This is a genomic window from Flavobacterium granuli (assembly GCF_031456055.1).
GTDB lineage: Bacteria > Bacteroidota > Bacteroidia > Flavobacteriales > Flavobacteriaceae > Flavobacterium > Flavobacterium granuli_A.
In genome coordinates this window covers 58,339-83,380 of record NZ_JAVDTX010000004.1, presented here as the reverse complement: position 1 = coordinate 83,380, position 25,042 = coordinate 58,339, and the positions used below count along the sequence as shown (strand labels likewise).

The 25,042-nt window shown below is 35.0% G+C and carries 19 protein-coding genes; 9 read left to right on the top strand and 10 right to left on the bottom strand.

The window, feature by feature from the left end:
- A complete protein-coding gene (locus J2W95_RS09450) occupies positions 1-534 on the top strand; it encodes a carboxymuconolactone decarboxylase family protein (RefSeq protein ID WP_310006296.1) in 534 nt (177 codons plus the stop codon).
- Positions 535-543: 9 nt separating this feature from the next.
- Positions 544-1,092 carry a carboxymuconolactone decarboxylase family protein gene (locus tag J2W95_RS09445; protein WP_310006294.1) on the top strand — a complete coding sequence of 183 codons (549 nt, stop codon included), beginning with the start codon at positions 544-546 and terminating at the stop codon, positions 1,090-1,092.
- A gap of 89 nt (positions 1,093-1,181) precedes the next feature.
- Here J2W95_RS09445 and J2W95_RS09440 read toward each other — a convergent pair whose 3' ends face one another.
- The 7 genes from J2W95_RS09440 to J2W95_RS09410 form a co-directional block, all read right to left on the bottom strand.
- Complete coding sequence (locus J2W95_RS09440) at positions 1,182-1,463, bottom strand: FoF1 ATP synthase subunit delta/epsilon (RefSeq protein WP_310006293.1); 282 nt, start codon at positions 1,461-1,463, stop codon at positions 1,182-1,184.
- An 86-nt stretch (positions 1,464-1,549) separates the two neighbouring features.
- Positions 1,550-3,061, bottom strand: coding sequence for a F0F1 ATP synthase subunit beta (gene atpD / locus J2W95_RS09435; RefSeq protein ID WP_310006291.1), 1,512 nt, complete (start codon positions 3,059-3,061; stop codon positions 1,550-1,552).
- A gap of 260 nt (positions 3,062-3,321) precedes the next feature.
- Entirely contained in the window at positions 3,322-4,791 is a 1,470-nt protein-coding gene (locus J2W95_RS09430) for an SGNH/GDSL hydrolase family protein (protein WP_310006289.1), read from the bottom strand.
- A 39-nt stretch (positions 4,792-4,830) separates the two neighbouring features.
- Positions 4,831-7,668, bottom strand: coding sequence for a TonB-dependent receptor (locus tag J2W95_RS09425; RefSeq protein WP_310006288.1), 2,838 nt, complete (start codon positions 7,666-7,668; stop codon positions 4,831-4,833).
- Positions 7,669-7,970: 302 nt separating this feature from the next.
- On the bottom strand, positions 7,971-9,818 hold the full coding sequence (gene glmS, locus J2W95_RS09420) for a glutamine--fructose-6-phosphate transaminase (isomerizing) (RefSeq protein WP_310006286.1): 1,848 nt from the start codon (positions 9,816-9,818) through the stop codon (positions 7,971-7,973).
- A gap of 8 nt (positions 9,819-9,826) precedes the next feature.
- Positions 9,827-11,434: a BamH family beta-barrel-assembly machinery protein gene (locus tag J2W95_RS09415; protein ID WP_310006284.1), complete on the bottom strand. Its 1,608-nt coding sequence runs from the start codon at positions 11,432-11,434 to the stop codon at positions 9,827-9,829.
- Between the two features lie 21 nt (positions 11,435-11,455).
- Positions 11,456-12,262 (bottom strand): glycogen/starch synthase, encoded by an 807-nt coding sequence (locus J2W95_RS09410; RefSeq protein WP_310006282.1) that lies wholly within the window; start codon positions 12,260-12,262, stop codon positions 11,456-11,458.
- A gap of 107 nt (positions 12,263-12,369) precedes the next feature.
- On the opposite strand from J2W95_RS09410, the gene panC reads away from it, so the two are divergent.
- The 6 genes from panC to J2W95_RS09380 all read left to right on the top strand — a co-directional run bounded on the left by panC (position 12,370) and on the right by J2W95_RS09380 (position 19,829).
- A complete protein-coding gene (gene panC / locus J2W95_RS09405) occupies positions 12,370-13,218 on the top strand; it encodes a pantoate--beta-alanine ligase (protein ID WP_310006280.1) in 849 nt (282 codons plus the stop codon).
- 9 nt (positions 13,219-13,227) lie between these two features.
- Positions 13,228-13,578 (top strand): aspartate 1-decarboxylase, encoded by a 351-nt coding sequence (gene panD / locus J2W95_RS09400; protein WP_077378752.1) that lies wholly within the window; start codon positions 13,228-13,230, stop codon positions 13,576-13,578.
- Positions 13,579-13,670: 92 nt separating this feature from the next.
- Complete coding sequence (locus J2W95_RS09395; protein ID WP_310006276.1) at positions 13,671-14,942, top strand: alpha/beta hydrolase; 1,272 nt, start codon at positions 13,671-13,673, stop codon at positions 14,940-14,942.
- 2 nt (positions 14,943-14,944) lie between these two features.
- A complete protein-coding gene (radA, locus tag J2W95_RS09390; protein ID WP_310006275.1) occupies positions 14,945-16,306 on the top strand; it encodes a DNA repair protein RadA in 1,362 nt (453 codons plus the stop codon).
- Positions 16,307-16,341: 35 nt separating this feature from the next.
- Positions 16,342-18,303 (top strand): transglycosylase domain-containing protein, encoded by a 1,962-nt coding sequence (locus tag J2W95_RS09385; RefSeq protein ID WP_310006273.1) that lies wholly within the window; start codon positions 16,342-16,344, stop codon positions 18,301-18,303.
- A gap of 158 nt (positions 18,304-18,461) precedes the next feature.
- Positions 18,462-19,829, top strand: coding sequence for a PQQ-dependent sugar dehydrogenase (locus tag J2W95_RS09380; RefSeq protein ID WP_310006271.1), 1,368 nt, complete (start codon positions 18,462-18,464; stop codon positions 19,827-19,829).
- 94 nt (positions 19,830-19,923) lie between these two features.
- Here J2W95_RS09380 and J2W95_RS09375 read toward each other — a convergent pair whose 3' ends face one another.
- The 3 genes from J2W95_RS09375 to J2W95_RS09365 form a co-directional block, all read right to left on the bottom strand.
- The gene (locus J2W95_RS09375; RefSeq protein ID WP_310006270.1) at positions 19,924-20,961 is read right to left on the bottom strand and encodes an NADP(H)-dependent aldo-keto reductase; all 1,038 of its coding nucleotides are present in this window, start codon (positions 20,959-20,961) and stop codon (positions 19,924-19,926) included.
- A 181-nt stretch (positions 20,962-21,142) separates the two neighbouring features.
- On the bottom strand, positions 21,143-22,081 hold the full coding sequence (locus tag J2W95_RS09370) for an OmpA/MotB family protein (RefSeq protein WP_310006268.1): 939 nt from the start codon (positions 22,079-22,081) through the stop codon (positions 21,143-21,145).
- A 155-nt stretch (positions 22,082-22,236) separates the two neighbouring features.
- Positions 22,237-22,998, bottom strand: coding sequence for an exodeoxyribonuclease III (locus tag J2W95_RS09365; RefSeq protein WP_310006266.1), 762 nt, complete (start codon positions 22,996-22,998; stop codon positions 22,237-22,239).
- A gap of 194 nt (positions 22,999-23,192) precedes the next feature.
- Here J2W95_RS09365 and J2W95_RS09360 point away from each other — a divergent pair, with 194 nt between their 5' ends.
- Entirely contained in the window at positions 23,193-25,013 is a 1,821-nt protein-coding gene (locus tag J2W95_RS09360) for a lysophospholipid acyltransferase family protein (protein ID WP_310006264.1), read from the top strand.
- Positions 25,014-25,042: the final 29 nt, after the last annotated feature.

Here is a 25,042-nt window from a genome sequence, read left to right as displayed (position 1 = left end):
ATGGCATACATCTCATTAGACGAAACAAAAAGAGGTATGAACAGTTTATTGGCCTTTCGTCCCGAAATAGCACAACCTTTAACAACATTGATGCAAATATTAATGCGGAACAATGTCGGATTGAGTATGGGAGAACGAGAATTAATAGCCGCTTTTGTGTCATCATTAAACGATTGTTACATATGTGGTTCAATCCATGCGGAAGTAGCACAATGCTTATTGAATGCAGATATTACACTAATACAAAAAGTAAAAGACGACTATCAAAAAGCTCCCATTTCTAACAAGATGAAAACCTTACTTACACTTGCAAAAAGTGTGCAAGAAGGAGGAAAAAATGTAACTGAAGAGCAAGTAGCAATTGCAAAAAATTCAGGTTCAACTGACATGGAAATACATGATACGGTATTGATAGCCTCCCTTTTTTGCATGTTCAATCGATATGTGGACGGATTGGGCTTGGAATCAAACGATACTATGGAAACATTCCGAGAGCGTGGTATAAAAATAGCACAGCAGGGTTATAATCAATAAATTTAAAATATGCCACACATAAAACTAAACGAAAATCTTCCTGGCATGAGAGCCTTGCTGGAATTTAGCCCAGAAACTGCCCATCCCATAAATGAACTTGCCGAAATTCTATTAAGGGAAGACAACACGCTTTCAAGAGGAGATCGCGAATTAATAGGAACTTATGTTTCCTATTTAAACAATTGTTTTTTTTGTCAAAATGTACATGGAAGTCTAGCGCAATTTTACATGAAATGTGACATGAAATTCATTGATGACATCAAAGCAGATTTCGAAAAAATGCCTCTCTCCAATAAAATGAAAGCCTTATTGACAATCGCTGCCAGTGTACAAAGAGGAGGAAAAAACGTTACCCCTCACCAAATTGAAAATGCAAAGATTGAAGGTGCAACAGATAAGGAAATTCACGACACAGTTTTGATAGCCGCTTTTTTCTGTATGTGCAACCGCTATGTCGATGGTTTAAACACTACTGCTAATCCTGATCGTCAATTTTACATTGACCGAAGTGAAACCAGAGCAAATCAAGGATATAGAGATTTCGATTTACATAAATGATCAATATAAATCTGTTTTTCTTGACAGTACTTTACAAAAAAAGCCTAACAAAATGTTAGGCTTTTTTTTAAAATATTCTTGAAATTATTTTAGTCAGCTAAAACAATTACTTTATTATCTTTTAACTCAAGAGTACCAGAGGCAATTTCTAAAGTATAATTTTGATCATTTACTTTGGTAAACAAACTTGCTGTTTCTTCGTTTAAATCAAAGCTAGGAGCAGTAATATTAATTGTTCCCTTTTGCAACAATGAAACTATTGGCGCGTGATTATTCAACATTTGAAAACGACCATCTACTCCTGGAACAGAAATAGAAGTGATTTCTCCTGAAAATAATTTCGCTTCTGGTGATACTATTTCTAAAATCATATTTTTTAAAGTTAGAAGTTAGTGGTTAAAAGTTAGAAGTTAAAGTTTAGAACTGATAACTGATAACTGATAACTGCCAACTGATTTTAAGCTTCTGCCAACATTTTCTCTCCAGCTTCTATAGCTTCTTCAATTGTACCTTTAAGGTTGAAAGCTGATTCTGGCAAGTGATCTAATTCACCGTCAATAATCATGTTAAATCCTTTGATAGTATCTTTGATATCAACTAAAACACCTTTTAATCCTGTAAATTGCTCAGCAACGTGGAAAGGTTGAGACAAGAAACGTTGAACACGACGTGCTCTAGATACAGACAATTTATCTTCTTCAGAAAGCTCTTCCATACCAAGAATTGCGATAATATCTTGCAATTGTTTGTATTTTTGAAGAATTTCTTTTACTCTTTGTGCGCAGTCATAATGCTCAGCACCAATAATGTGAGGAGCTAAAATTCTTGAAGTAGAATCCAATGGATCAACCGCAGGATAGATACCTAACTCAGCAATTTTACGAGACAATACAGTAGTTGCATCAAGGTGAGCAAATGTTGTTGCTGGCGCCGGGTCAGTTAAGTCATCCGCAGGAACGTAAACCGCTTGTACAGATGTAATAGAACCTTTGTTTGTAGATGTAATACGCTCTTGCATCGCACCCATTTCTGTTGCCAATGTTGGTTGGTAACCTACCGCAGACGGCATACGTCCCAAAAGAGCCGAAACCTCAGAACCTGCTTGTGTAAAACGGAAGATATTATCAACGAAGAACAACACGTCTTTTCCTTGATCAGAACCTGCTCCATCACGGAAATATTCAGCGATAGACAATCCAGAAAGTGCCACACGAGCACGAGCTCCAGGAGGCTCATTCATTTGTCCGAAAACGAAAGTAGCTTTTGACTCTCTCATTCCAGGTAAATCTACTTTAGACAAATCCCATCCTCCATTTTCCATAGAGTGCATGAAATCCTCACCGTATTTAATAATTCCTGACTCCAACATCTCACGAAGTAAGTCATTCCCTTCACGTGTTCTTTCACCTACTCCTGCGAATACTGAAAGTCCACCGTGACCTTTTGCAATATTGTTAATCAACTCCTGAATCAATACTGTTTTACCTACTCCAGCACCACCAAACAATCCAATTTTACCCCCTTTTGAGTAAGGCTCAATCAAATCGATTACTTTAATACCTGTAAATAAAACTTCAGAAGATGTAGATAAATCTTCGAATTTTGGTGCTTGTTTGTGAATTGGAGTTCCGCTTTCACCTGTTTTTGGTAAAGCTGGCAAACCGTCAATAGCATCACCAATTACATTAAACAAACGACCGTAAACATCGGCACCGATTGGCATTTGGATAGGATTACCTGTTCCAACTACTTCATAACCTCTACTCAAACCATCTGTTGAGTCCATCGAAATGGTACGAACTGTATTTTCACCAATGTGAGATTGTACTTCAAGTACTAATAATGTACCATCCTTTTTTGTGATTTCTAATGAATCATAAATTTTTGGAAGTTCAACATCTTTTCCGTTGAAAACTACATCGACTACTGGTCCAATGATTTGGGCAACTTTTCCTATTACTTTTGACATTACTTATGTGTTTATTAAATAGCTATTTAGGTTTATGAAATACAGCCGATCGAAACTCATCGAAAGGATACTTTTTTCAGAGTGCAAAGATAATTTTTTAAAATATAAAATCAATATTTTTTTTATAAAAAAAGCTAAATTTTTACTGAATTGATTATTAAGCAGTTTCAAACTATTAAATCACCTCTCTCTTTACTAAAAAAAACAAAAAAACCACCTCGTCATAAACGGGTGGTTTCGATAGCTATTGCAAGTAAAAATTATTGTATCGTTGCAGGATACTGAATTTGATATTGAGACAAATCTACTGTTCTTAATGTTGCACCATATTTAGCATTTATCGCGTTTACAAAAAGATTAGCGATATACGCATAACCTCTTGGACTAGGATGAACACCATCTAATGAAAAAGCACCACCAGTAACATATGCCGCTGTCATGTGATAATTTCCAAAACGAACTCCTGAAGTAGACAGTTGAGTCATAGCTAATTTTGTATCAACAAATGCCAAACCTTTGGACTCCGCAATTCCACTTATCGTTTTATTATAAGCGTCTGTAGCAACTTGAACTTCTTTTACTTCGTCTTTTGAAAGCACCCATTGATCAGCTAATGGAACTGAAACTCCATTTACTTTTGTTGGATCCCCTCCAACTGCAGTTCCTATAAAAGTTCTAGCCGTTAGTACAACCAAATCCTCTTTGGTAACTTGTCTATAAGATGGAACTCCATAAGCCGCTAAATTTGTCAAATAACTATCTACGATTACAACTGCATTATTTCCAGCAACAAATTTTATCGTTCTTCTTGCCGCCTCTTCAGCAGTTAGCAATTTATTAGTAACCATAGCCTGCAATCCACCATTATATCTTGCATAACCAGCATTCAATTGTGTAGCTGCAGCATCGGTTAAAGGAACTGGATTATAAGGAACTGTTGTAAAATACGGCAAAGTAGTCACATAAGGCAAATTAGCTACTACTCCTTTAGCGCCACTAGCCGTTAAATTAGTAGCCAAAGCATTATATACATTTGCAAAAACATTAGGATCTGTTATATCATTTCCACCATAAGTAGAAGGATCCAAATTTCCAGTTTGATTTACTCCAATACCTCCAGATGTGGCATAACTCAAAACATCATTACCTCCAATAAACAAAGAAAAGAAACTAGGCGCTTGAACTAATGCATCCGCCAATACAGTAGTTGATCCAGAAGTAGCAAAACGAGCATAATACGGATTCGCTTTACCAGAAGCCACCCCTGCAACATTTCCATACCCAGGTGCAAGTAAATGAAAACTTTTGGCTCCAGGAATCCCTAAATTATTGAAAGCCCCAGTCAAATGATTGGTCACTTCAGTAGTTGGCACCCCCGGCACAGGCACTGGTCCTTTCCCATTAAAATATAAACGTGGCCCCGCAATAACATTTCCACCCAATAGCAACCCTCCAATATTATCAGCCATCAAAGGAGTTGTAATTGCAACCCCTCCAGCTGGCATAAATTGTTGTGCCAATATGTTTACATAAGAGTTCTCTTGACCTGCTTTAAAAAGCGCGCCATCACTATATCCTGCAGCAAAGGAATCTCCCAATGCCACATATTTAGCAAATGAAGCAGATCCAGATGTAATAGGAATCTCAGCTACTGCATCTTCATCATCATTATTATCACATGCTACAAAGCTTAAAGAAACCAATAGTAGCCATTTAAAATTTTTTATCATACCTCTGTATATTTTTAAGTTTTTGTCTAGTCTTTTTAATTAAGGATTAATTGTCAATGAAGCGAACCATTGTTGTCCTATAGATCCAGCCCCAATTACTTGGATATAATCTTTACCTCCAATATTAGTACCTCCCAATTTGAACAATAATTTATATGCCGGAACCGCGTAATTGATTTGAGCATCAAACACAGTAGTTGAAGGCACCATTCCATCAGCAAATGAAGATTGCCATAAATATTCTGTATTCCATCTTACGTTCGTATTAAATCCAAAATTTTTAAACAGTTTTGGATTTCCTAACGAAGCTTTTACTCTATGTTTTGGAGTATTGAATCCAGTAACAAATCCTGGATCTTCTGATTGATCAAAATCCAATTGAGAATAATTATAATTCGCCCCTAATTCAAAGTCTTTATATACCTTTTTAGACAAACCAATACCAAAACCTAAAGATGAAACATCAGCACTAGTATTTGTGTACACCTGATAAACTCTTCTATCACTTCTAACCAAAGCATAAACAGGACTCAATGGATCAGATAAATTGATTGCAGAATTAACATCACCATAATAAACACCAGCTACTCTAGAAGTATTCAAGAAATGATTGTATTGATTATAATACCCATTCAAATCAACTGATAAATCATTATTAATTACAGTACGATATCCCAACTCAAACGCTTTCACTTCTTCAGGACGAACTAAATTAACATTTGCCGATTGCAATAAAGCTGCTGCTCCAGCAACATCAGAAGGATTTGCATTCAAAGCAGCTCCAAACGCCTGAACAGAAGTTAATGTATAAGAATTATTATAAGCATTTCTACCATCCATAGCAACAGTAGCAGCTGCGCCCGCCGCTTGTCCAGACGAGCTTACACCTCTAATTTCAGAATAGCGAGCCAAGTTTTCTGGTGCCGAACCAATTAAAGCAAATGGTCCTAAGTCAAGTCCGATGTATTGATCTTGTGTAGTTGGGTTTCTAAAGCCTGTTTGGTATGAAGCTCTGAAGTTGTGATTCTTTTGCGCTCCTGCAGAGTAAACGAAAGAAACTCTTGGAGATATATTTCCATCAAAATTTTGACTTTTGTCATAACGTATAGAAGCAACCACTTTCAAACGGTCTTCCATAAACAATTTAGATCCCTGGGTGTAAACCCCATACTCATTGTAGCGAATTGGACCATCATAGTCAGTAAAAATAGAACCGCTAGAATTCATTTCATATTGACGAGCAGAACCACCAACTTGAATTTCCGCAAACTCAATCAAGTCTTTAAAATTATAATTTACATCAGAGTGATATATTTTAGATTGATCTGTAAACTTTGCTCCTTGTGTAAAATCAGGATTACTTTTAACAGCATTTAAAGCACTTGTAAACTCAGGAGTTCCTGGCTCAAATCTTGCGTTTCTTGGCGCCGAAGGATTAGTTGGATCCGTATTAGGCACTAAATTCAAACCTGGCGAAACATTGGTGTCCGCAAATGTTCTTGCATAATTAGCTGCTTCATTACCATCAAGCCCTAAAACAGCAGAAGACAATTGAAACGATGTAGCATAATCTGTAAACCAGTTAGTATCTGATTTAGCTGCTCTTTGCACATTCCAACCCGCAAAACGCATATCATACGAATTACCAGCATCTTCAGCAGAACGATACGCTCTAGCAAAAAAGTTTTTCCCTTTTATCTCAACTTTAGTTTGACTCATAAAGAAATCATTCAAAGCATATCTATTTGCTCCTTGGTAAATAGTATTTCCCATACCTAATTTATACTGAAACATGATTTCTGTATCATCAGCCCAAGGTCTTAAATGCAAAGAGAAATCAGCTTTGACACTATTCACTTTATTGTCATTCAAATCTTTTTCACGATAACCCGTTCTGCTAACCTGACCAACATTATTGATAAATGTAGTTACCTCATCTCCATAAATATTCAAACCATCATAATTTTGATTTCCATCATGACCAATAGTACCACCTGTCATACTTCTTCTATCATCAGCAATCCATTCAGTAGCCTTCATATAATTGAAGTTAGCTTTTACAGCAAAATATTTATTAAAGGCTGTTGCCGCTCTAATTCCCATATCAAAATAATCATTGGTACCTGCAACATCTTGAGAAGTTTGACCATATTTCACATAAGAACTAATTCCTTGATTCGTAAAAGGATTTTTACTGTTCATAAATAGAATTCCATTGAATGCATTAGCACCATATAAAGCTGAAGATGCCCCAGGCAAAAGCTCTACACTAGCCACATCAATATCCGAAAGACCAATTAAGTTACCCAATACAAAGTTCAAAGCAGGTGAGGAATTATCCATACCATCTACCAACTGCATAAAACGCGTATTCCCAACAGCGGCAAAACCTCTAGTATTAACCGTTTTGAATGAGATACTACTGGTATTGAATTGCACTTCTTTTAAATTTTCTAAACCATCATAAAAAGTTGGCGCAGTAGTACTTTTTACTTGCGCAATTCCCATTCTCTCAATAGTAACAGGAGATTGAAGAACTCTCTCTGGCGCTCTTGAAGCAGAAACTACAATTTCATTCAATTTCGTCTCTTCTGAATTTAATTTTACTTGAATTTTTTGTGATATTGACTCTACTTTAATGCTGGCAGAAACCTGCCCAACCGCAGTAACATCAATAGAAAAAGGAGGCATTTGTTTGGTTGTCAAAGTAAAGGAACCATCATAATCTGAAGTAGCACCTTCATTTGACCCAGACACTCTAATACTAGCTCCCGCAATAGGTTGATTATTTTCATCAACAACAACACCCTTGATAGAATTTTGCGCAAAAGATATGCTACAAAAGAATAATGTTAAAAAAAGTAAATACAATCTCATATGGTAAAATTTTGTTAGTTAGTGGCAGCAAATTACACATATTTTTTAATTATAAGTAAAAAATGTAAAAATATTTATCATTATTATTAACAAAATAGTTCATTATCTAACAATTCAATATTTTTATATTTTGCATAATTAATAATAAAATAATAGGTTATTCACATAATATACTATGCGTACATAACAATTTGGCATTTATATTAAATTTATCATAAAATTTACAACGATTTCGTAAAAAGTATAAAGCAAAAAAAAGCGAGAAATAAATCTCGCTTTTCAAAAAATTCTATAACAATTCATTATTCAACAGTAACTGATTTTGCTAAATTTCGAGGTTGATCAACATTACAACCTCTCATAACAGCTATGTGATAAGACAAAAGTTGTAATGGTATTGTGGTGATGAGCGGAGATAATGCATCAGAAGTTTCTGGTATCTCAATAACATAATCTGCTAATTCACGAACTTGAGTATCACCTTTAGTTACTACAGCAATAATTTTACCACTTCTAGACTTGATTTCTTGAATGTTACTTACAATTTTATCATAATGCCCTTGTTTAGGAGCAATCACAATAACCGGCATCTGTTCATCTATCAAAGCAATAGGTCCGTGCTTCATTTCGGCTGCAGGATAACCTTCAGCATGAATATATGAAATCTCTTTTAATTTTAAAGCTCCTTCAAGCGCAACTGGAAAATTGTATCCACGACCAAGGTATAAACAATTTGGCGCATCTTTAAATACTGCTGCAATTTCCTTAGATTTATCATTAGTTTCTAATGCTTCCTTAACTTTCTCAGGAATGATTTCCAATTCTTGTAAATAAGTGTGAAAATCAGACTGTGTCAAAGTACCTTTAGCTTTCGCCAAACGCAATGCCAACATTGTCAATACTGTAATTTGAGTAGTAAATGCTTTTGTAGAAGCAACACCAATTTCAGGACCAGCATGAGTATAAGCTCCAGCATGTGACTCTCTTGAAATAGACGAACCCACAACATTGCACACTCCGAAAACAAACGCTCCGTGTTCTTTAGCTAATTTTATAGCTGCCATAGTATCGGCAGTTTCACCTGATTGTGAAATAGCAATTACAACATCTTTGCTATTAATAATAGGGTTTCTATATCTAAATTCAGAAGCATATTCAACTTCCACAGGAATTCTGGCAAACTCTTCAATAACATATTCAGCTACCAAACCAGCATGCCAAGATGTACCACAAGCAACTATGATAATACGGTCTGCATTTAAGAATTTCTCAAGGTTATCTTCAACACCTGCCATTTGAACAATTCCTTCATTGGCATGTAATCTTCCTCTATAAGTATCTTTAATTACACTTGGTTGCTCGTAGATTTCTTTCAACATAAAATGATCGTAACCTCCTTTTTCAATTTGCTCCAAATTCATCTGTAGCTCTTGAATATAAGGATCAACGATAGAATCATCTTTAATTTTACGAACTTTCATCCCTTTATGTAACCTAATATTAGCCATTTCTCCATCCTCAAGATATACCGCATTTGAAGTATACTCAATAAATGGTGAAGCATCAGAAGCGATGAAATATTCACCTTCACCAATTCCAATTGCCAATGGACTTCCTAATCTTGCAGCAACAATTTCATTTGGATTCTTTTTATCAAAAACAGCAATTGCATAAGCACCAACTACTTGATTTAGCGCAACTTGAACAGCTTTTCCTAATTTTAATTTTTCATTTTTCTGTACTTCTTCAATAAGATTTACTAAAACCTCAGAATCTGTATCCGAATTAAAAGTATAACCTCTTTTTATTAGCTCAACTTTCAAAGGAGCATAGTTCTCAATGATACCATTGTGAATAATCACCAAATCACCAGAGTTAGAAACATGAGGGTGTGAATTAACATCATTTGGCACACCATGAGTTGCCCAACGTGTATGTCCAATCCCTATAGTCCCATTTGTAGTAATTTCATTTTGGGCTTTAGATTCAAGATCTGATACTTTGCCTTTTGTCTTAGATAATTTTACAGACTCCCCATCATACAACATTACCCCAGCACTATCATAACCACGGTATTCTAATCTTTTAAGTCCTTTTATAACAATAGGATAAGCCTCTCTATAGCCTATATATCCAACAATTCCACACATAGTTTTTCTTAATTAGTTTTTGTGTAATAAATTTCAAATTTCAATCTTTTATTATAATCCTTATCGTCTGTTGGAATATTATTACCAAACAAGATAGTACCTAGCGGATTCATTACTGAAGCCATAGGGGCTTTCAAAGGAACTCCTGTTTTGTTTCTTAAAGAATAAAAACTGGATTTATTAATATCTTCAGTAACAACCAATCCCAAATCCACATTAGTGGAATCTGCATACTTAACAAGATTTCTAATATGATTGGTAATCCTAAATTTATAATAAGAACCACCATCAACATCAGATTTCTTAGTGAAAATACCTCCAAAAACAAATTTATTGTTTTTAGTATTTGACGAAACAGTTGATGTCTCTAAATAGTCAATTAATATTTGATTGTTTTTAAAATCATATAAATAAATTCGTTGCGGCACATAACTTGAGCCCATCGCTGCTGAATTCAAATAAAACACTAAACTGGCTTCATTTATTAGATATTTATTTTTTCTCATAATATCTAATTGATCTGCCACTCCATTATGCTCTCCACTCACACCATCTGCACCAAATTTATCATCTCCAAATAGCTTTAATACTGACATTGAACCTTCGCCTCCTTTAAGATACAAATTAGCATCAGAAACTTTATCATCAATAGTAGCATTGGCATAATTGACATTAGTATTACTCTGATCCAATAAACTAACAGTATTCCCAGACAAATTCAATATCACGGTTTTATCGGTTGCTACTGAATTTACAGTCTCAGTATAAGTAATCGTTATCTTTCCAGACTTAAAATTAAGCATTGCCATGTTTCCAGGATTACTTCCTATGGTTTCTATATTGAAAAACACACCTCTAAAATAATCTTTAAACGCATTATTATCAACTAAAGACCCTGCTGGTGCTTTAATTATTTTCTTCAAAAAGAATTCTTTATTTAAATTTAACTTCATCCCAGGAGCAGTTCTAGTAGTTGTTTCTTTACCATCGGTAGTTGTTTTAACAACATGTTCTGCAGGATCAAAAAAGAATTCTGAATTTTCAGCTTTATTAGAACCATCATTTAATGGGGTGCCTATTTTTAACTGATTAAAATCTGGATATTGATTGCTGTAATATTTTTGAGGTTGAGAAAATTGCTCTTCAGGATCTAAATCTCTCATGAAATAACCAGACTCATAAACACTAAGTTTCATCTTAGCTTTATCTGGACCATAAATAGAATCTAAAACATAGGTACTACTTCCATCGCTGTTCACTACTGTTTTAGTCTTATCAAAAAAATAAGGTATGGTCAAAACTACACTTTTTATAGCGGCAGAAGTATCAAAAGTAGGACTTACTTCAGCTAAAGTCACTTGAGTAACAAAATTTGCATTAGTAGTCCCGAAAGAAGGATTGTCATATACACCTAAAGGGTTAACCTCTAAATTGTTCGATTGAATTGGCCCTAATTTTTGATTATATGCTTCAACAGAATACTCACTCTTTTGAATATCGAAAGAGTTATCCCCTATAAGATCTTCACCAACAACATTAAATTCTTTATCACAGGAATTAAAAAGAACAATAAATAAAAGGAAAGGAATTGTTTTAAAAAAAGAATTTTTAAGCATACTTATTCGTAAATGATTGATTTATAACAACATATTTTTATAGAATTCGGTATAAGCAACCGAGAATTCGTCTTTATGTTTCAAAGGTAGAAAAGGTTTGTTGGAAGATTCTATAAATTTTGTTAAACTTGGAGAGAGTCCATCTGACGCAATGATTACAGCATCAGAATTACGAATAGTTGTTTTTATAATGTTTTCATAATTCGGAACCTCCAATTCAGAGATAGCTTCATCTGGAATACCGTCAAATTTAACTTTATTGATCATTTCAACATCCAATGTTCCTTCAAAAGACTGACTGTAAACTGAAGTAACTATTTTCGTATCTGAAAACAATGCTTCATTTTTATAAAAATGCTTCATGTAAACAGGCAACATAGCAGCCATCCAACCGTGTACGTGGATAATATCTGGAACCCAGTTTAATTTCTTCACAGTCTCAACAACCCCTTTTGCAAAAAAGATAGCGCGCTCGTCATTATCAGGATACATCACTCCTTCTTCATCAGCAAAAGTTGCTTTTCTTTTAAAATATTCTTCGTTATCTATAAAATAAACTTGTATTCTCTCTTTTGGAATAGAAGCTACTTTAATAATTAGAGGCATATCCAAATCATTCACCACCAAATTCATTCCAGACAACCTAATTACCTCATGTAATTGGTGTCTTCTCTCGTTAATATTTCCATACCTTGGCATAAAAATTCTAATTTGCCCTCCTTGATCATTAATCATTTTTGGTACGTCATAAGACATTAATGAAACCTCATTTTCAGCGAGATAAGGCACAACTTCAGATGATACGTATAATATCCTCTTATCTTTCATAGTATAAATTGATTAATTATTGGCAATAAAAACCACGCAAAATTACAAAATTTTATGCAGTTATGGACTAAAATATTAAGTTTGCACCTAATTTAAACAAAACTGCCATGCAAATTTTCTATGGAAAAGCGGCTTTAATGGACTATTTATCCACATTAAAGACTACAAATACTTCAATTGGATTTGTTCCGACAATGGGTGCTTTGCATGAGGGACATCAGTCGTTAATGCTTCAATCTACTAAGGAAAATGAGATAACTGTTGTTAGTATTTTTGTAAATCCAACGCAATTTAACAATCCCGAAGACTTGGAAAAATATCCTCGTACTTTGGATACTGATATAATAAAAATCTCCAACATCAATCCAAACATTATTGTTTTTGCTCCTACTGTTGACGACATGTACGAAGGAAAAACCTTATCACAATCTTTCGATTTTGATGGATTGGAAAATAAAATGGAAGGCAAGTTTAGACCCGGTCATTTTGATGGCGTAGGAACGATCGTTAAGAGACTTTTTGAAATAGTACAACCAACTAGAGCCTATTTTGGTGAAAAAGATTTTCAGCAGGTGCAAATAGTAAAAAAAATGGTTGAAAAAAACCACATACAGGTAGCGATTGTTGTATGTCCTATTTATAGAGAAATCAACAACTTAGCTATGAGTTCTCGAAATGAACGCTTAACTTTGCAAGAAAGAGAAGAAGCGGGAATTATATATAAAATACTAAGCGAAGCCAAAGCAAAATTCTTAAATAATAGCGCTGAAAAAACCACAGAATGGGTAAAAAATAAATTCAATAAGAACAAAACATTTACTTTAGAATACTTTGAAATTGCAGATGAATCAACTCTTACCACTTGCAAACGAAAAAGTAAAAACAAAAAATACAGAGCTTTCATAGCGGTATTTGTCAACAACATCCGATTAATAGATACCATTTCATTAAATTAAAAAAATACCATGCACATTCAAGTTGTTAAATCAAAAATTCACCGAGTAAGAGTCACAGGAGCCGACTTAAATTACATCGGAAGCATCACTATAGACGAAGCATTATTAGAAGCGGCAAATATAATAGAAGGCGAAAAAGTATCCATTGTCAACATAAATAATGGAGAACGTTTTGATACTTATGCCATTGTTGGCGAAAAAAATTCTGGGATAATTACTTTAAATGGCCCAGCAGCACGTAAAGTACAAAAGGACGACATCATCATCATCATTTCGTATGCGACTTTGGAATTTGAAGAAGCCAAAACGTTCAAGCCATGGATAGTTTTTCCAAATGAAAAAGACAATTCATTAACATAACGGCTTATCGACCCCTCCTTTGTGTATCCATCAAATAATTGTTTATATTGCTAACCTATTTTAGCATAAAATAACAAAACCCCCTAATTTATATGAAGCATTTACTTATAGTATTACTGGCCTTTTTTTCAATTTCTTGTTTCTCACAAATAAAAACAATCAATTTCGACTCTGGAAAACTTCAAGGAAAAAGAGAACTTTATATTTCTTTGCCAGCTTCTTATGAAAAAAATCCGACAAAAAGATACCCTTTAATAGTTTTAATGGATGGCGATTATTTACTAAATCCTGTTTTAGGAGCTTTAAACTACGGTAATCACTGGGATGATTTACCAGAAGTAATCATTGTAGGAATAAGCCAAGGTAAAAACGACCAAAGATCAATAGATTGTGGCTTGGATGAAGTTACAGGAATGCCTGATGGAAAAAGTGTAGATTTCTTTGATTTTATATCTTTGGAACTCATTCCTTTTATGCAGCATGACTATAGAACTACTAATTTCAAAATCATTGCAGGACATGATACAACTGCAGCCTTTTCAAATTTCTTTTTATATAAAGAAAACTCATTATTCGATGCCTACATCTGCTTAAGTCCAGAGTTACCTGTAAATATGGAAAATGTATTGCCAGATATTTTGGCTTCAACAAAAAATTCTATTTTCTATTATTTATCTACAGCTGATGGCGACAATAAAAAAATGCAGGAAAGAATTAAAAACATTGATACTAAGATCCAAGCTAATAAAAATCCGAACTTGAATTACAAGTTTGAAAATTTTAATGATGCTTCACATTTCTCACTTGTTTTACATTCTATCCCAACAGCTTTGTATCAAATTTTTGCTGTGGCACAACCTATATCTGTGTTAGAATACAGCACAAAAATTGTAACCCTCAAAGAAGGCTATGTTGATTACTTAAAAAACAAATATGACATAATAGAAAATTCCTTTGGCATAAAAACCCCTATACGAATTACCGATTTCCAAGCTATTGAAGCTGCTATCATTGAAAACAAAGATTATAATGAATTGGATGCATTAGCAATTCTTGCCGACAAAAACTACCCAAAAAGTATGCTAGGTGATTATCAATTAGCTACCATGTTTGAAAAAAAAGGTGATAATCCTAGAGCTGTTCGCTACTATATGTCTGGATTCAATAAAGAAGAAATTGCCGGGCTTACCAAAGACATGATGTTTGCAAAAGCAGAAGAGTTGAAAAAGACCTTTGCTAAAAAACCAAAAATAAAAGGAAAAGTAGGTCAAGATGTTGAACCAAAACAAGAAGTAATCGAAGAAACACCAGTATCTGATACTCCTGCAGCAGACGCTCCAGTTTCCGAAGAAAAAAAACAATAATAATGTCCAAAGTAAAAACAACTTTTTTTTGCCAGAATTGTGGTGCACAATATGCCAAATGGCAAGGACAGTGCAATTCATGTAAAGAATGGAATACCATTGCTGAGGAAATTATACAAAAGCAGGAAAAAGTTGCTTGGAAAAGTGAATCATCTACGACTAGTAAAGCGCCAAAACCGTTACGAATTAATGAAATTGACAGTACCGAAGAAATCCGTCTAGATACTACCGATGGTGAATTAAATCGAGTTCTTGGTGGAGGAATCGTTCCTGGTTCTCTCATCCTTTTAGGAGGTGAGCCTGGAATTGGAAAAAGCACCCTTTTACTTCAAATTTCCTTAAAACTACCATACAAAACTTTATATGTTTCCGGAGAGGAAAGTCAGAAACAAATCAAGATGCGTGCTGAACGCATTACTCCAAACGGAGATAATTGTTTTATTCTTACCGAAACCAAAACACAGAATATCTTCAAACAAATTGAAGCCATTCAGCCTGAAATTGTCATAATAGATTCAATTCAGACTCTTCATACCGATTATATTGAATCAACTGCAGGAAGTATTTCTCAAATACGGGAAACCACCGCCGAATTGATCAAATTTGCCAAAGAGACCAATATTCCAGTAATTTTAATTGGACACATTACCAAAGATGGAACTATTGCAGGTCCAAAAATATTGGAACACATGGTCGATACTGTTCTTCAATTTGAAGGCGACCGCAATCATGTCTATCGCATTTTACGCTCGTTGAAAAACCGTTTTGGATCAACTGCCGAAATTGGAATTTACGAAATGCTAGGAAGCGGATTACGAGAAGTATCTAATCCTTCCGAGATATTGATTTCCCACAAAGACGAAGAATTATCAGGAACAGCCATTGCCTCTACACTCGAAGGCATGCGTCCTTTGATGATCGAAATACAATCTTTGGTAAGCACTGCAGTTTACGGTACTCCACAAAGAAGCACTACAGGTTATAACGCCAAAAGACTAAATATGATTTTGGCTGTTTTGGAAAAAAGAGCCGGTTTTAGACTTGGTGCTAAAGATGTTTTCCTAAATGTAACTGGAGGTATTTCTGTAGATGACCCTGCCATAGATTTGGCAGTTGTTGCCGCTATTTTATCTTCCAATGAAGACATTCCAGTCAATAAAGATTTTTGTTTTGCCGGCGAAGTCGGGCTTTCTGGCGAAATTCGTCCCGTAAACCGTGTCGATCAGCGTATTCAAGAAGCTGAAAAGTTGGGATTTTCTACTATTTTTGTATCTAAATACAATAAAATCGCCTTAAAAAACACAGGAATAAAAATTCAATTGGTAGCCAAAATTGAAGATGTGGCTAGTCAGTTGTTCGGATAAAACACTATTTACAAAAGAATCATTCCCCCCGTAAGATGAGAACTAATAAACAAAAGTTACTACTTGCTTCCAAAATACTTGGAATCGTTATTACCATACTCTTAATTGGTTTTCTTGTATTTAGGGACGAGCTTTTGGATCAGGCTGTAGACAAGGTTTCTGCAACAATGAAACTGGAATACAACAGTGAATTTGCCATCAAAAAAGCTTCTTTCGATGGGATATCTGGAATTGAATTGAATGAAATTACCTTGGCTCCAAAAAATCTAGATACTCTTTTTAAAATTCAAAAAATAAAAACAAATGTCAATTTATGGCGATTGCTTTTGGGCGATGTTCAACTTGGAACTCTTGAAATAAAAAATGGTTATGTCCAATTGACTAAAAAAGGAAAGATCAAAAATTTTGGTGCTTTCTTAAAAAGAGACAAGAACGAACCCAAAACCACAGATAAAAGAGATTACGCCGAATTTGCCTACCGCATTATCTCCAAAGTCCTCAATTTGGTCCCAACGGATATGACTCTGGAAAATTTGGTTTTCAAACTGGATGATAACGGTAAAAAAGCTACTGTAAATTTCAAAAAACTGACTTTATATCAAACCAAATTAGAATCATCTATCGAGGTTCAAACCAATACTTTTGCACAGAAATGGAGAATCAATGGAATAGCCGACCCTAGAAACAAAAAGGGAGATCTACATTTTTTTAATATTGACACTGGTGCCATCAAAGTACCTTATTTTGACGAACGATATAATCTGAAAGCCAGCTTTGACTCCATTCGTTTCAATGTTCAAAACATTGAAATGAGCCGCGGCGAATTACACTTTGACGGTTATAGTTCGATTACCAATTTAAAAGTGAACCATAAAAGAATTGCCAATAAAGACGTAAACATCAAAAATGCCAGATTTGATTTTCGTTTCTTGCTAGGTTCCGATTTCGTTTCTATAGATAGCAGTTCAACTTTCCAATTCAATAAAATAAAAATACATCCTTATCTTTCCTACAACACCGAAAAAGATACCATTTATAGACTAAAAATCGTAACTCCAAAAATGAAAACGCAGGATTTCATCACTTCCCTTCCTGATGGATTATTTACCCATTTTCAGGGTATGGAAGCTACAGGTGATTTTGATTATAAATTGGATTTTATGTTCAACAAAAACAAACCAAACACCATTGTTTTCAAGAGTGATGTAAACAAACAAAATGTAAATATAACCAAATACGGAAATATCGACCTAGATAAATTAAACAGGGAATTCACCTATAGAGCCGTGGATAATGGCGTGCTGCAACGCCCTGTTTTTGTTGGGGTAAGCAATCCTTATTACACGCCTTTGGATCAAATTTCTCCTTATTTACAAAAATGTGTTTTGACGTCAGAAGATCCTTCGTTTATGTCACATCGAGGTTTTATAAATGAAGCCTTCAAACAGTCGATTCTAAAAAACATTCGTACCAAAAAATTCTCCCGCGGAGCGAGTACGATAAGCATGCAATTGGTTAAAAATGTATTTCTAACAAGAGAAAAAACTCTGTCTAGAAAACTAGAAGAGATTCTATTGGTTTACATTATTGAGGGTAATCGAATCACGAGCAAACAGCGTATGTTGGAGGTTTATTTCAACATTATCGAATGGGGTCCAAATGTATATGGAATTGGCGAAGCGGCGGAATTTTATTTCCAGAAAAGACCTGCTGATTTGAATGTACAAGAATGTTTATTCCTGGCTACGATAATCCCAAAACCAAAGAAATTTATGTGGCAATTTGACCAGGAAGGTTTGCAAAAAGCGTACGCGACCAAACACCAGACATTCTTGAGAAATCTTATGTTTCGCCGTGGCTTATTGGTTCCTGAAGACACTATTGGTTTATCTGCTTCTATAATGCTTACAGGTCGTGCCCATTCTTTATTAAATATCAAAATAAAAGATACAACCGTAATCGACTCAACGGAGGTAAAAGAAGAGTTTGATTTTTAAAAAAGCGAAAAAAAATTTATTTCCGAATAGCGTATAAATTACTCTTTGCAAAATAACCCCCACATTGCAAAATAGCCTTATTGACTTGTTTTTCAGTGAATTAAAATACAAAGCCGTTTTTTTCATAAATTTGTGTTTACTTTAAAAACCAATTGATTATGAAAATAATGGCTTTATTATTCTCGTTATATTCTTTTAGTTTTTCCTATTCTCAAACTATCGGATTGCAGTCTTTTGGAAGTGGTTTCACAAGGCCTTTAGAAATTACAAATGCAGGTGACGATAGATTATTTGTAGTTGAGCAAGGTGGTCTTATAAAAATCATGAATTCTGATGGAACAGTCAATCCAACACCTTTCTTAAATATAACAACACAAATAAGCAATAGTGGAGAGAAAGGTTTATTGGGCTTAGCATTTCATCCCGATTATACCACCAATGGTTTTTTTTATATTAACTATATCAACCTTGACGGCAATACTGTAATTGCTAAATATACTGTAGATTCTGGAAATCGAAATTTAGCAAATCCATCAAGTATAAGTATTCTTCTAACTATTACTCAGCCCTATTCCAATCATAAAGGTGGAACTCTAAAATTTGGCTCCGACGGCTATTTGTATATTGGCACGGGCGATGGCGGCAGCGGTGGAGATCCTGAAAATCGAGCCCAAAACGTAAATGAATTATTGGGCAAAATGCTTCGAATCGATGTGAATTCTGGAACTCCGTATAGCATTCCTACTAGCAATCCATATGTAGGGATTGCGGGAGCTGATGAAATTTGGGCAATTGGTCTCCGAAATCCCTGGAAATTTTCCTTTGACAAAGCAACAGGGAATTTATGGATTGCCGATGTAGGCCAGGACAATATTGAAGAAATCAACATTGCAACAGCTACACAAGCAGGATTAAACTATGGCTGGCGTTGCTACGAAGGAGATACTGTCTACAACACTGCAGGCTGTCCTTCACAGGCATCCCTAAAATCCCCATTAAAGACGATAAACCATTCCACAGGAGTATGTTCCATTACTGGCGGATATGTATATAACGGAAGCGTCTATCCCAATTTCAAAGGATTATATTTCTTTACGGATTATTGCAAACCACTAATTGGAATGATGACCTCTAGTGGCACACTGACTTATTCACAAGAATTTAGCGGGAATAATTTTTCGACTTTTGGAGAAGATATGAATGGAGAACTGTACGTTGCCGACATTACTAATGGTATCATTTTTAAAATTATTGACACTTCGCTCGGCATCAACTCTATCGATCAAACACAATTTGTAATTTACCCTAATCCAGCTAAATCAGAAATTATTATCCAAAAATCAAACAATAACTTCCCTACAGAAATCACTCTTTTTGACATAGAAGGCAAAATGCTATTTAAGAAAAAAATGGAAAATAAAGATGTAAACATTGTCAAAATGGATAATTTTTCCAAAGGGTTTTACATAGTAACCGTCAAAAATGAAGACGGACATCTTTCAACGTATAGATTGATTGTCGAGTAGTTTTATTAGAAATAACTCATGTATCATTTCAATGCAAAAACCCTGTCAAAGTTGAATTTTGACAGGGTTTCTCAATTTGTTCTTTATTTCACAATTAAGGTGCTGGATCAGGAATAATGGCCTGAACGGCATCTATATCTTTTAAAATTTCTTCGGAAAGTGTTACCTGAATCGTATCAATATTTTCTTTAAGTTGTTCCATTGTAGTGGCTCCAATAATTGAACTCGTCATAAAAGGCTGCTGCTGTACAAAAGCCAAAGCCAGTTGAGTCAATGTTAATCCGTGTTTGTGTGCGACTTCCTGATATAGTTTAGTTGCCTTGGTCGAATTTACACTACTGTATCTCGAATACTGTGGAAATAAACTCAATCTTGCATTGGGATGAGACTCACCATTCAAGAACTTCCCAGATAAAACACCAAAAGCCAAAGGTGAATAAGCCAACAATCCCACGTTCTCACGAAGACAAACTTCGGCAGAAGCATTTTCGAAAAGACGATTCAACAACGAGTATGGATTTTGAATGGTTTTAATTCTTGGTAAATCATTGTATTTGCTTTCTTCCAGAAAACGCATCATTCCCCAAGGATTTTCATTAGAAACTCCAATGTGTTTAATTTTTCCAGCTTTTACAAAACCATCCAACGCTTCTAAAACAGCGTGAATATTGTCTTCCCAGGCATCATCCTGAACTTTGTAACCACGTTGTCCAAAAAAATTAGTTTTGCGTTCTGGCCAATGCATTTGATAAAGATCAATGTAATCAGTTTGAAGACGCTGTAAACTATTATCCAAAGCGTATTGAATACTAGCAGGAGAGAAATCTAATTTTTCACGCATGTAACCAAAAATAGGACTTGGTCCAGCAATCTTGGAAGCCAAAACAACTTCTTCTCTTTTTCCTGTTTTTTTGAACCACGATCCGATTATTTTTTCGGTACTCCCGTAGGTTTCTTGCTTACCTGGGATGGAATACATCTCGGCAGTATCAAAAAAATTGACTCCTTTTTCGAGCGCATAATCCATTTGGACATGTCCTTCTGATTCGGTGTTTTGTTGCCCAAAAGTCATCGTTCCCAGACATATTTTACTGACTTTTATGTCGGTATTTGGTAAAGTAGTGTATTTCATTTTTTTTAAGATGCTAAGATTCTAAGCCACTAAGGGCCTAAGTTTATCAAGGCAAAGATAAAAATTAGTTCTTCGATTGTAGATTACTCTTGCTTAATTTTCAACAAAAAAGGTTCGCGTATAAACGCGAACCTTTTCTATACTCAGTAGCTTAGCAACTTAGAATCTTAGTATCTTCCTCCTAAAACTCATTCAACATTTTTGAAATTTCGTCCAATCTTGGAGTCAAGATAATTTCAATTCTACGGTTTTTGGATTTTCCTTCGGATGAACTGTTGCTGGCCAATGGAGAATATTCACTTCTTCCAGCAGCCGTTAGGTTTTGTTTATTTACTTTTTTGTTTTCACCCAAAATAGTGACAATAGCGGTGGCTCTTTTAGTCGAAAGATCCCAGTTGTCTGCAATAGGCCCAGAACCTTCATACGGATCATTATCGGTGTGTCCTTCAATCAATACAGAAATATCTGGGTTGTCCCCCAATACTTTGCCAACTTCAACAACTGCCTTTTTACCTTCTACTCCAACAGCCCAACTACCCGAATTGAAAAGCAATTTATTTTCCATGGAAACATATACTTTTCCGTTTTTTTGCTCTACTGTCAAACCTTTGCCTTCAAAACTATTAAGTGCTTTGGAAAGTGTTTCTTTTAGTTTTTTCATGCTTGCTTCTTTGGCAGCAATCAAATCTTCCAATTCTTTTAAGCGTTGACTGCTTGCATTTAATTTTTCTTGTTCCGATGCCAAAGCTTTTGCTTTAGCATCTAATTGTGCCAATAACTCACGATTTTTCTTCATGTTGGCTTCCAAAGCCTCATTGCTATTTTTTTCCAAAGCAGCATAAGAATCCTGCATCACTTTCATTTTGTTTTTAGCAGCTTCATAATCGGCTTGTACTTTGGCCAAGTTGGCGTTGGTGTCATCCAATTTGTTTTGCAAAGCAGCTTTCTCTGATTCCAATTGTTTTTTGGATGCCAATAAAGCAGCATTTTCATCAGAAATGGATCTATTTTCCTTTTTTAGATTGGCAAATTGATTTTCAAGATCATTGTAAATTTTCTTGGAAACACAAGAAGTCGACAACGCGAGAATTAAAAGTCCAATGGAAATTTTTTTAATCATTTTGTTAAGTTTTTATATTAATAGTGGCATTTGGAATCAAAGGTTCTTGTAATATGCGGAGCCCTAGCCCCGATAGTAGTGTAAATCCTCCCGATTTTTCTTCGGGAGATTGAAACGGATAGCGGGATTAGCTCCTTAAAACTTTCTTTATTTTATTATTCAATTTCTACCAAAACCGGACAATGATCGGAATGCATGGCGTCTGGTAATATAACGGCTCTTTTGAGTTTATGTTTTAGGGAGTCGCTCACTAAATTGTAATCGATACGCCAACCTTTGTTATTTCCACGTGCTCCAGCGCGGTAACTCCACCACGAATATTGGTGCGGTTCGCTGTTGAAATGACGAAAACTGTCTACAAATCCAGATTTCATAAATTTATCTAGCCAAGCTCTTTCTTCGGGCAAAAATCCCGATACATTTTTGTTTCGAACGGGGTCGTGAATATCGATTGCCTCGTGACAAATGTTGTAATCTCCACAAATAATGAGGTTAGGAATACCCTTTCTAAGTTCGTCGATGTAGTTTTGAAAATCATCCATATACATGAATTTATGGCTTAAACGATCACCGTTCGTCCCCGAAGGCAAATACAAACTCATTACCGAACAGTCGTCAAAATCGGCGCGAAGATTTCGACCCTCAAAATCCATGTGATGAATACCGGTTCCGTAAACTACATTATTCGGTTTAATTTTCGAAAGTATGGCAACACCGCTGTAACCTTTTTTGGTTGCAGAGTAATAATATTGATACGGATATCCCGCAGCGGTAATGTCTGAAACAGGAATTTGCTCTTCGGTTGCTTTGATTTCCTGCAAACAAATTACATCTGGATTGGCGTGTTGTAACCATTCTATAAATCCTTTGTTAATTGCAGCACGAATTCCGTTTACGTTATATGATATTATTTTCATTGCTATATTCTTTTTATATCCGATAGACTTTGACTGAAACTGGTTCTTAAAGCCAATTTTTTATCTCAAATTCGGAAGATTATTTTTTTTATGGAATTCAAAAGTAGTAAAAAGTAGAAAGATTGATTCAAAAAAAGCCATAAAAAATGGAGTATTTTGCTATCTTTGTCGCTTGCTCAAAAAAGAAAAAATAAATGGGTTTAGTTACCGCGAAAGAAGTTGCAAAGACAATAAATACGGACAAGTACGGCGCTTTAGGTACTTTTTCTGGTTGGTTGTTAATGAAAGTTTTGAAGATTTCGACATTAAACAAAATATACGACCGCAACAAACATTTGAAAGAGCTACCGTTCTTGAATGCTATATTGGACGAGTTCCAAATTAAATTTGAGATTCCTGAAGAAGATTTTAAACGTTTGCCAAAAGATGGTGCCTATATTACAATTTCAAATCATCCGCTTGGAGGAATTGATGGAATTCTATTATTGAAATTAATGCTTGAAAGAGAGCCTAATTTTAAAATTATAGCCAATTTTTTATTGCACCGCATCGATCCGATGAAACCTTACATCATGCCGGTGAATCCTTTTGAAAATCACAAAGACGCTAAGTCCAGTGTGGTAGGAATTAAGGAAACACTTCGTCATCTTAGAGACGGTAAACCATTGGGAATGTTTCCAGCTGGTGAGGTTTCGACTTATAAAGACGGAAAGTTAGTAGTAGATAAAGCTTGGGAAGAGGGCGCCATAAAAGTAATTCGAAAAGCACAAGTTCCCGTAGTTCCTATCTATTTTCACGCCAAAAACAGTCGCTTGTTTTATTTTCTGTCGAAAATAAACGACACACTAAGAACTGCAAAATTGCCATCAGAATTACTGACTCAAAAAGATAGAATTATCAAAGTACGTGTTGGAAAACCAATTTCGGTTGCCGAACAAAACGAATACGAATCGATTGAAGATTACACGGAATTCTTAAGAAAGAAAACCTACATGCTCGCCAATCCTTTTGAAAAAGAGAACAATTTTTTGAATACGGCTAATTTAATGCCTTCGAAAGCCCCTAAAAAAATTGTTACTCCAGCCAGTACGGACAAAATGATTTCCGAAGTGGAAGCTTTGAGAGTGGCTGACCTTCGTCTTTTACAAAGTAAAAATTACGAAGTGTTTTTTGCTGAAGCCAAACAGATTCCAAATATTCTTCACGAAATTGGTCGTTTACGCGAAATTACTTTTAGAGAAGTAGGTGAAGGGACGAATGAATCCATTGATATTGACAAATACGACAAATACTATCGCCACCTCTTTTTGTGGGATGATGAAACCAAACAAATTGCAGGAGCTTACCGTATGGGATTAGGATCTCATATTTACCCAAAATATGGTATTGAAGGATTTTATTTGAATGGACTTTTCCGTTTTGAACCAGAATTGCACGACATGATGAGCAAATCCATCGATATGGGTAGAGCTTTTATCATCAAGGAATATCAGCAAAAACCAATGCCGTTGTTCTTATTATGGAGAGGAATTATTCATACTACTTTACATTATCCGGAACATAAATATTTATTGGGTGGTGTGAGTATCAGCAATCAATTTTCAGATTTTTCGAAATCATTGATGATTGAATTCATGAAATCGCACTATTATGACCCTTATATTGCACAGTATATCCATCCTAAAAAGGAATTCAAAGTCAAACTAAAAGATGCCGACAAGGATTTCATTTTTGATGAAGCTGAAGCTGATTTAAATAAATTCGACAAACTTATAGATGAGTTGGAACCTGGTATTTTGAGACTCCCTGTACTGATAAAAAAATACATCAAACAAAACGCAAAACTAGTTGCATTTAATGTTGATCCTTTATTTAACAATGCTATCGATGGATTAATGTACATTCGAATTGCAGATATTCCTGAAAGCACTATGAAACCTGTAATGGAAGAATTCCAGGCCGAATTGGAACGTAAACTAAATGACAAGGAAGAGTTAAACGATAAGGAAGAGTAAATTTTAGATTGCAGAATGCAGAATCGTAA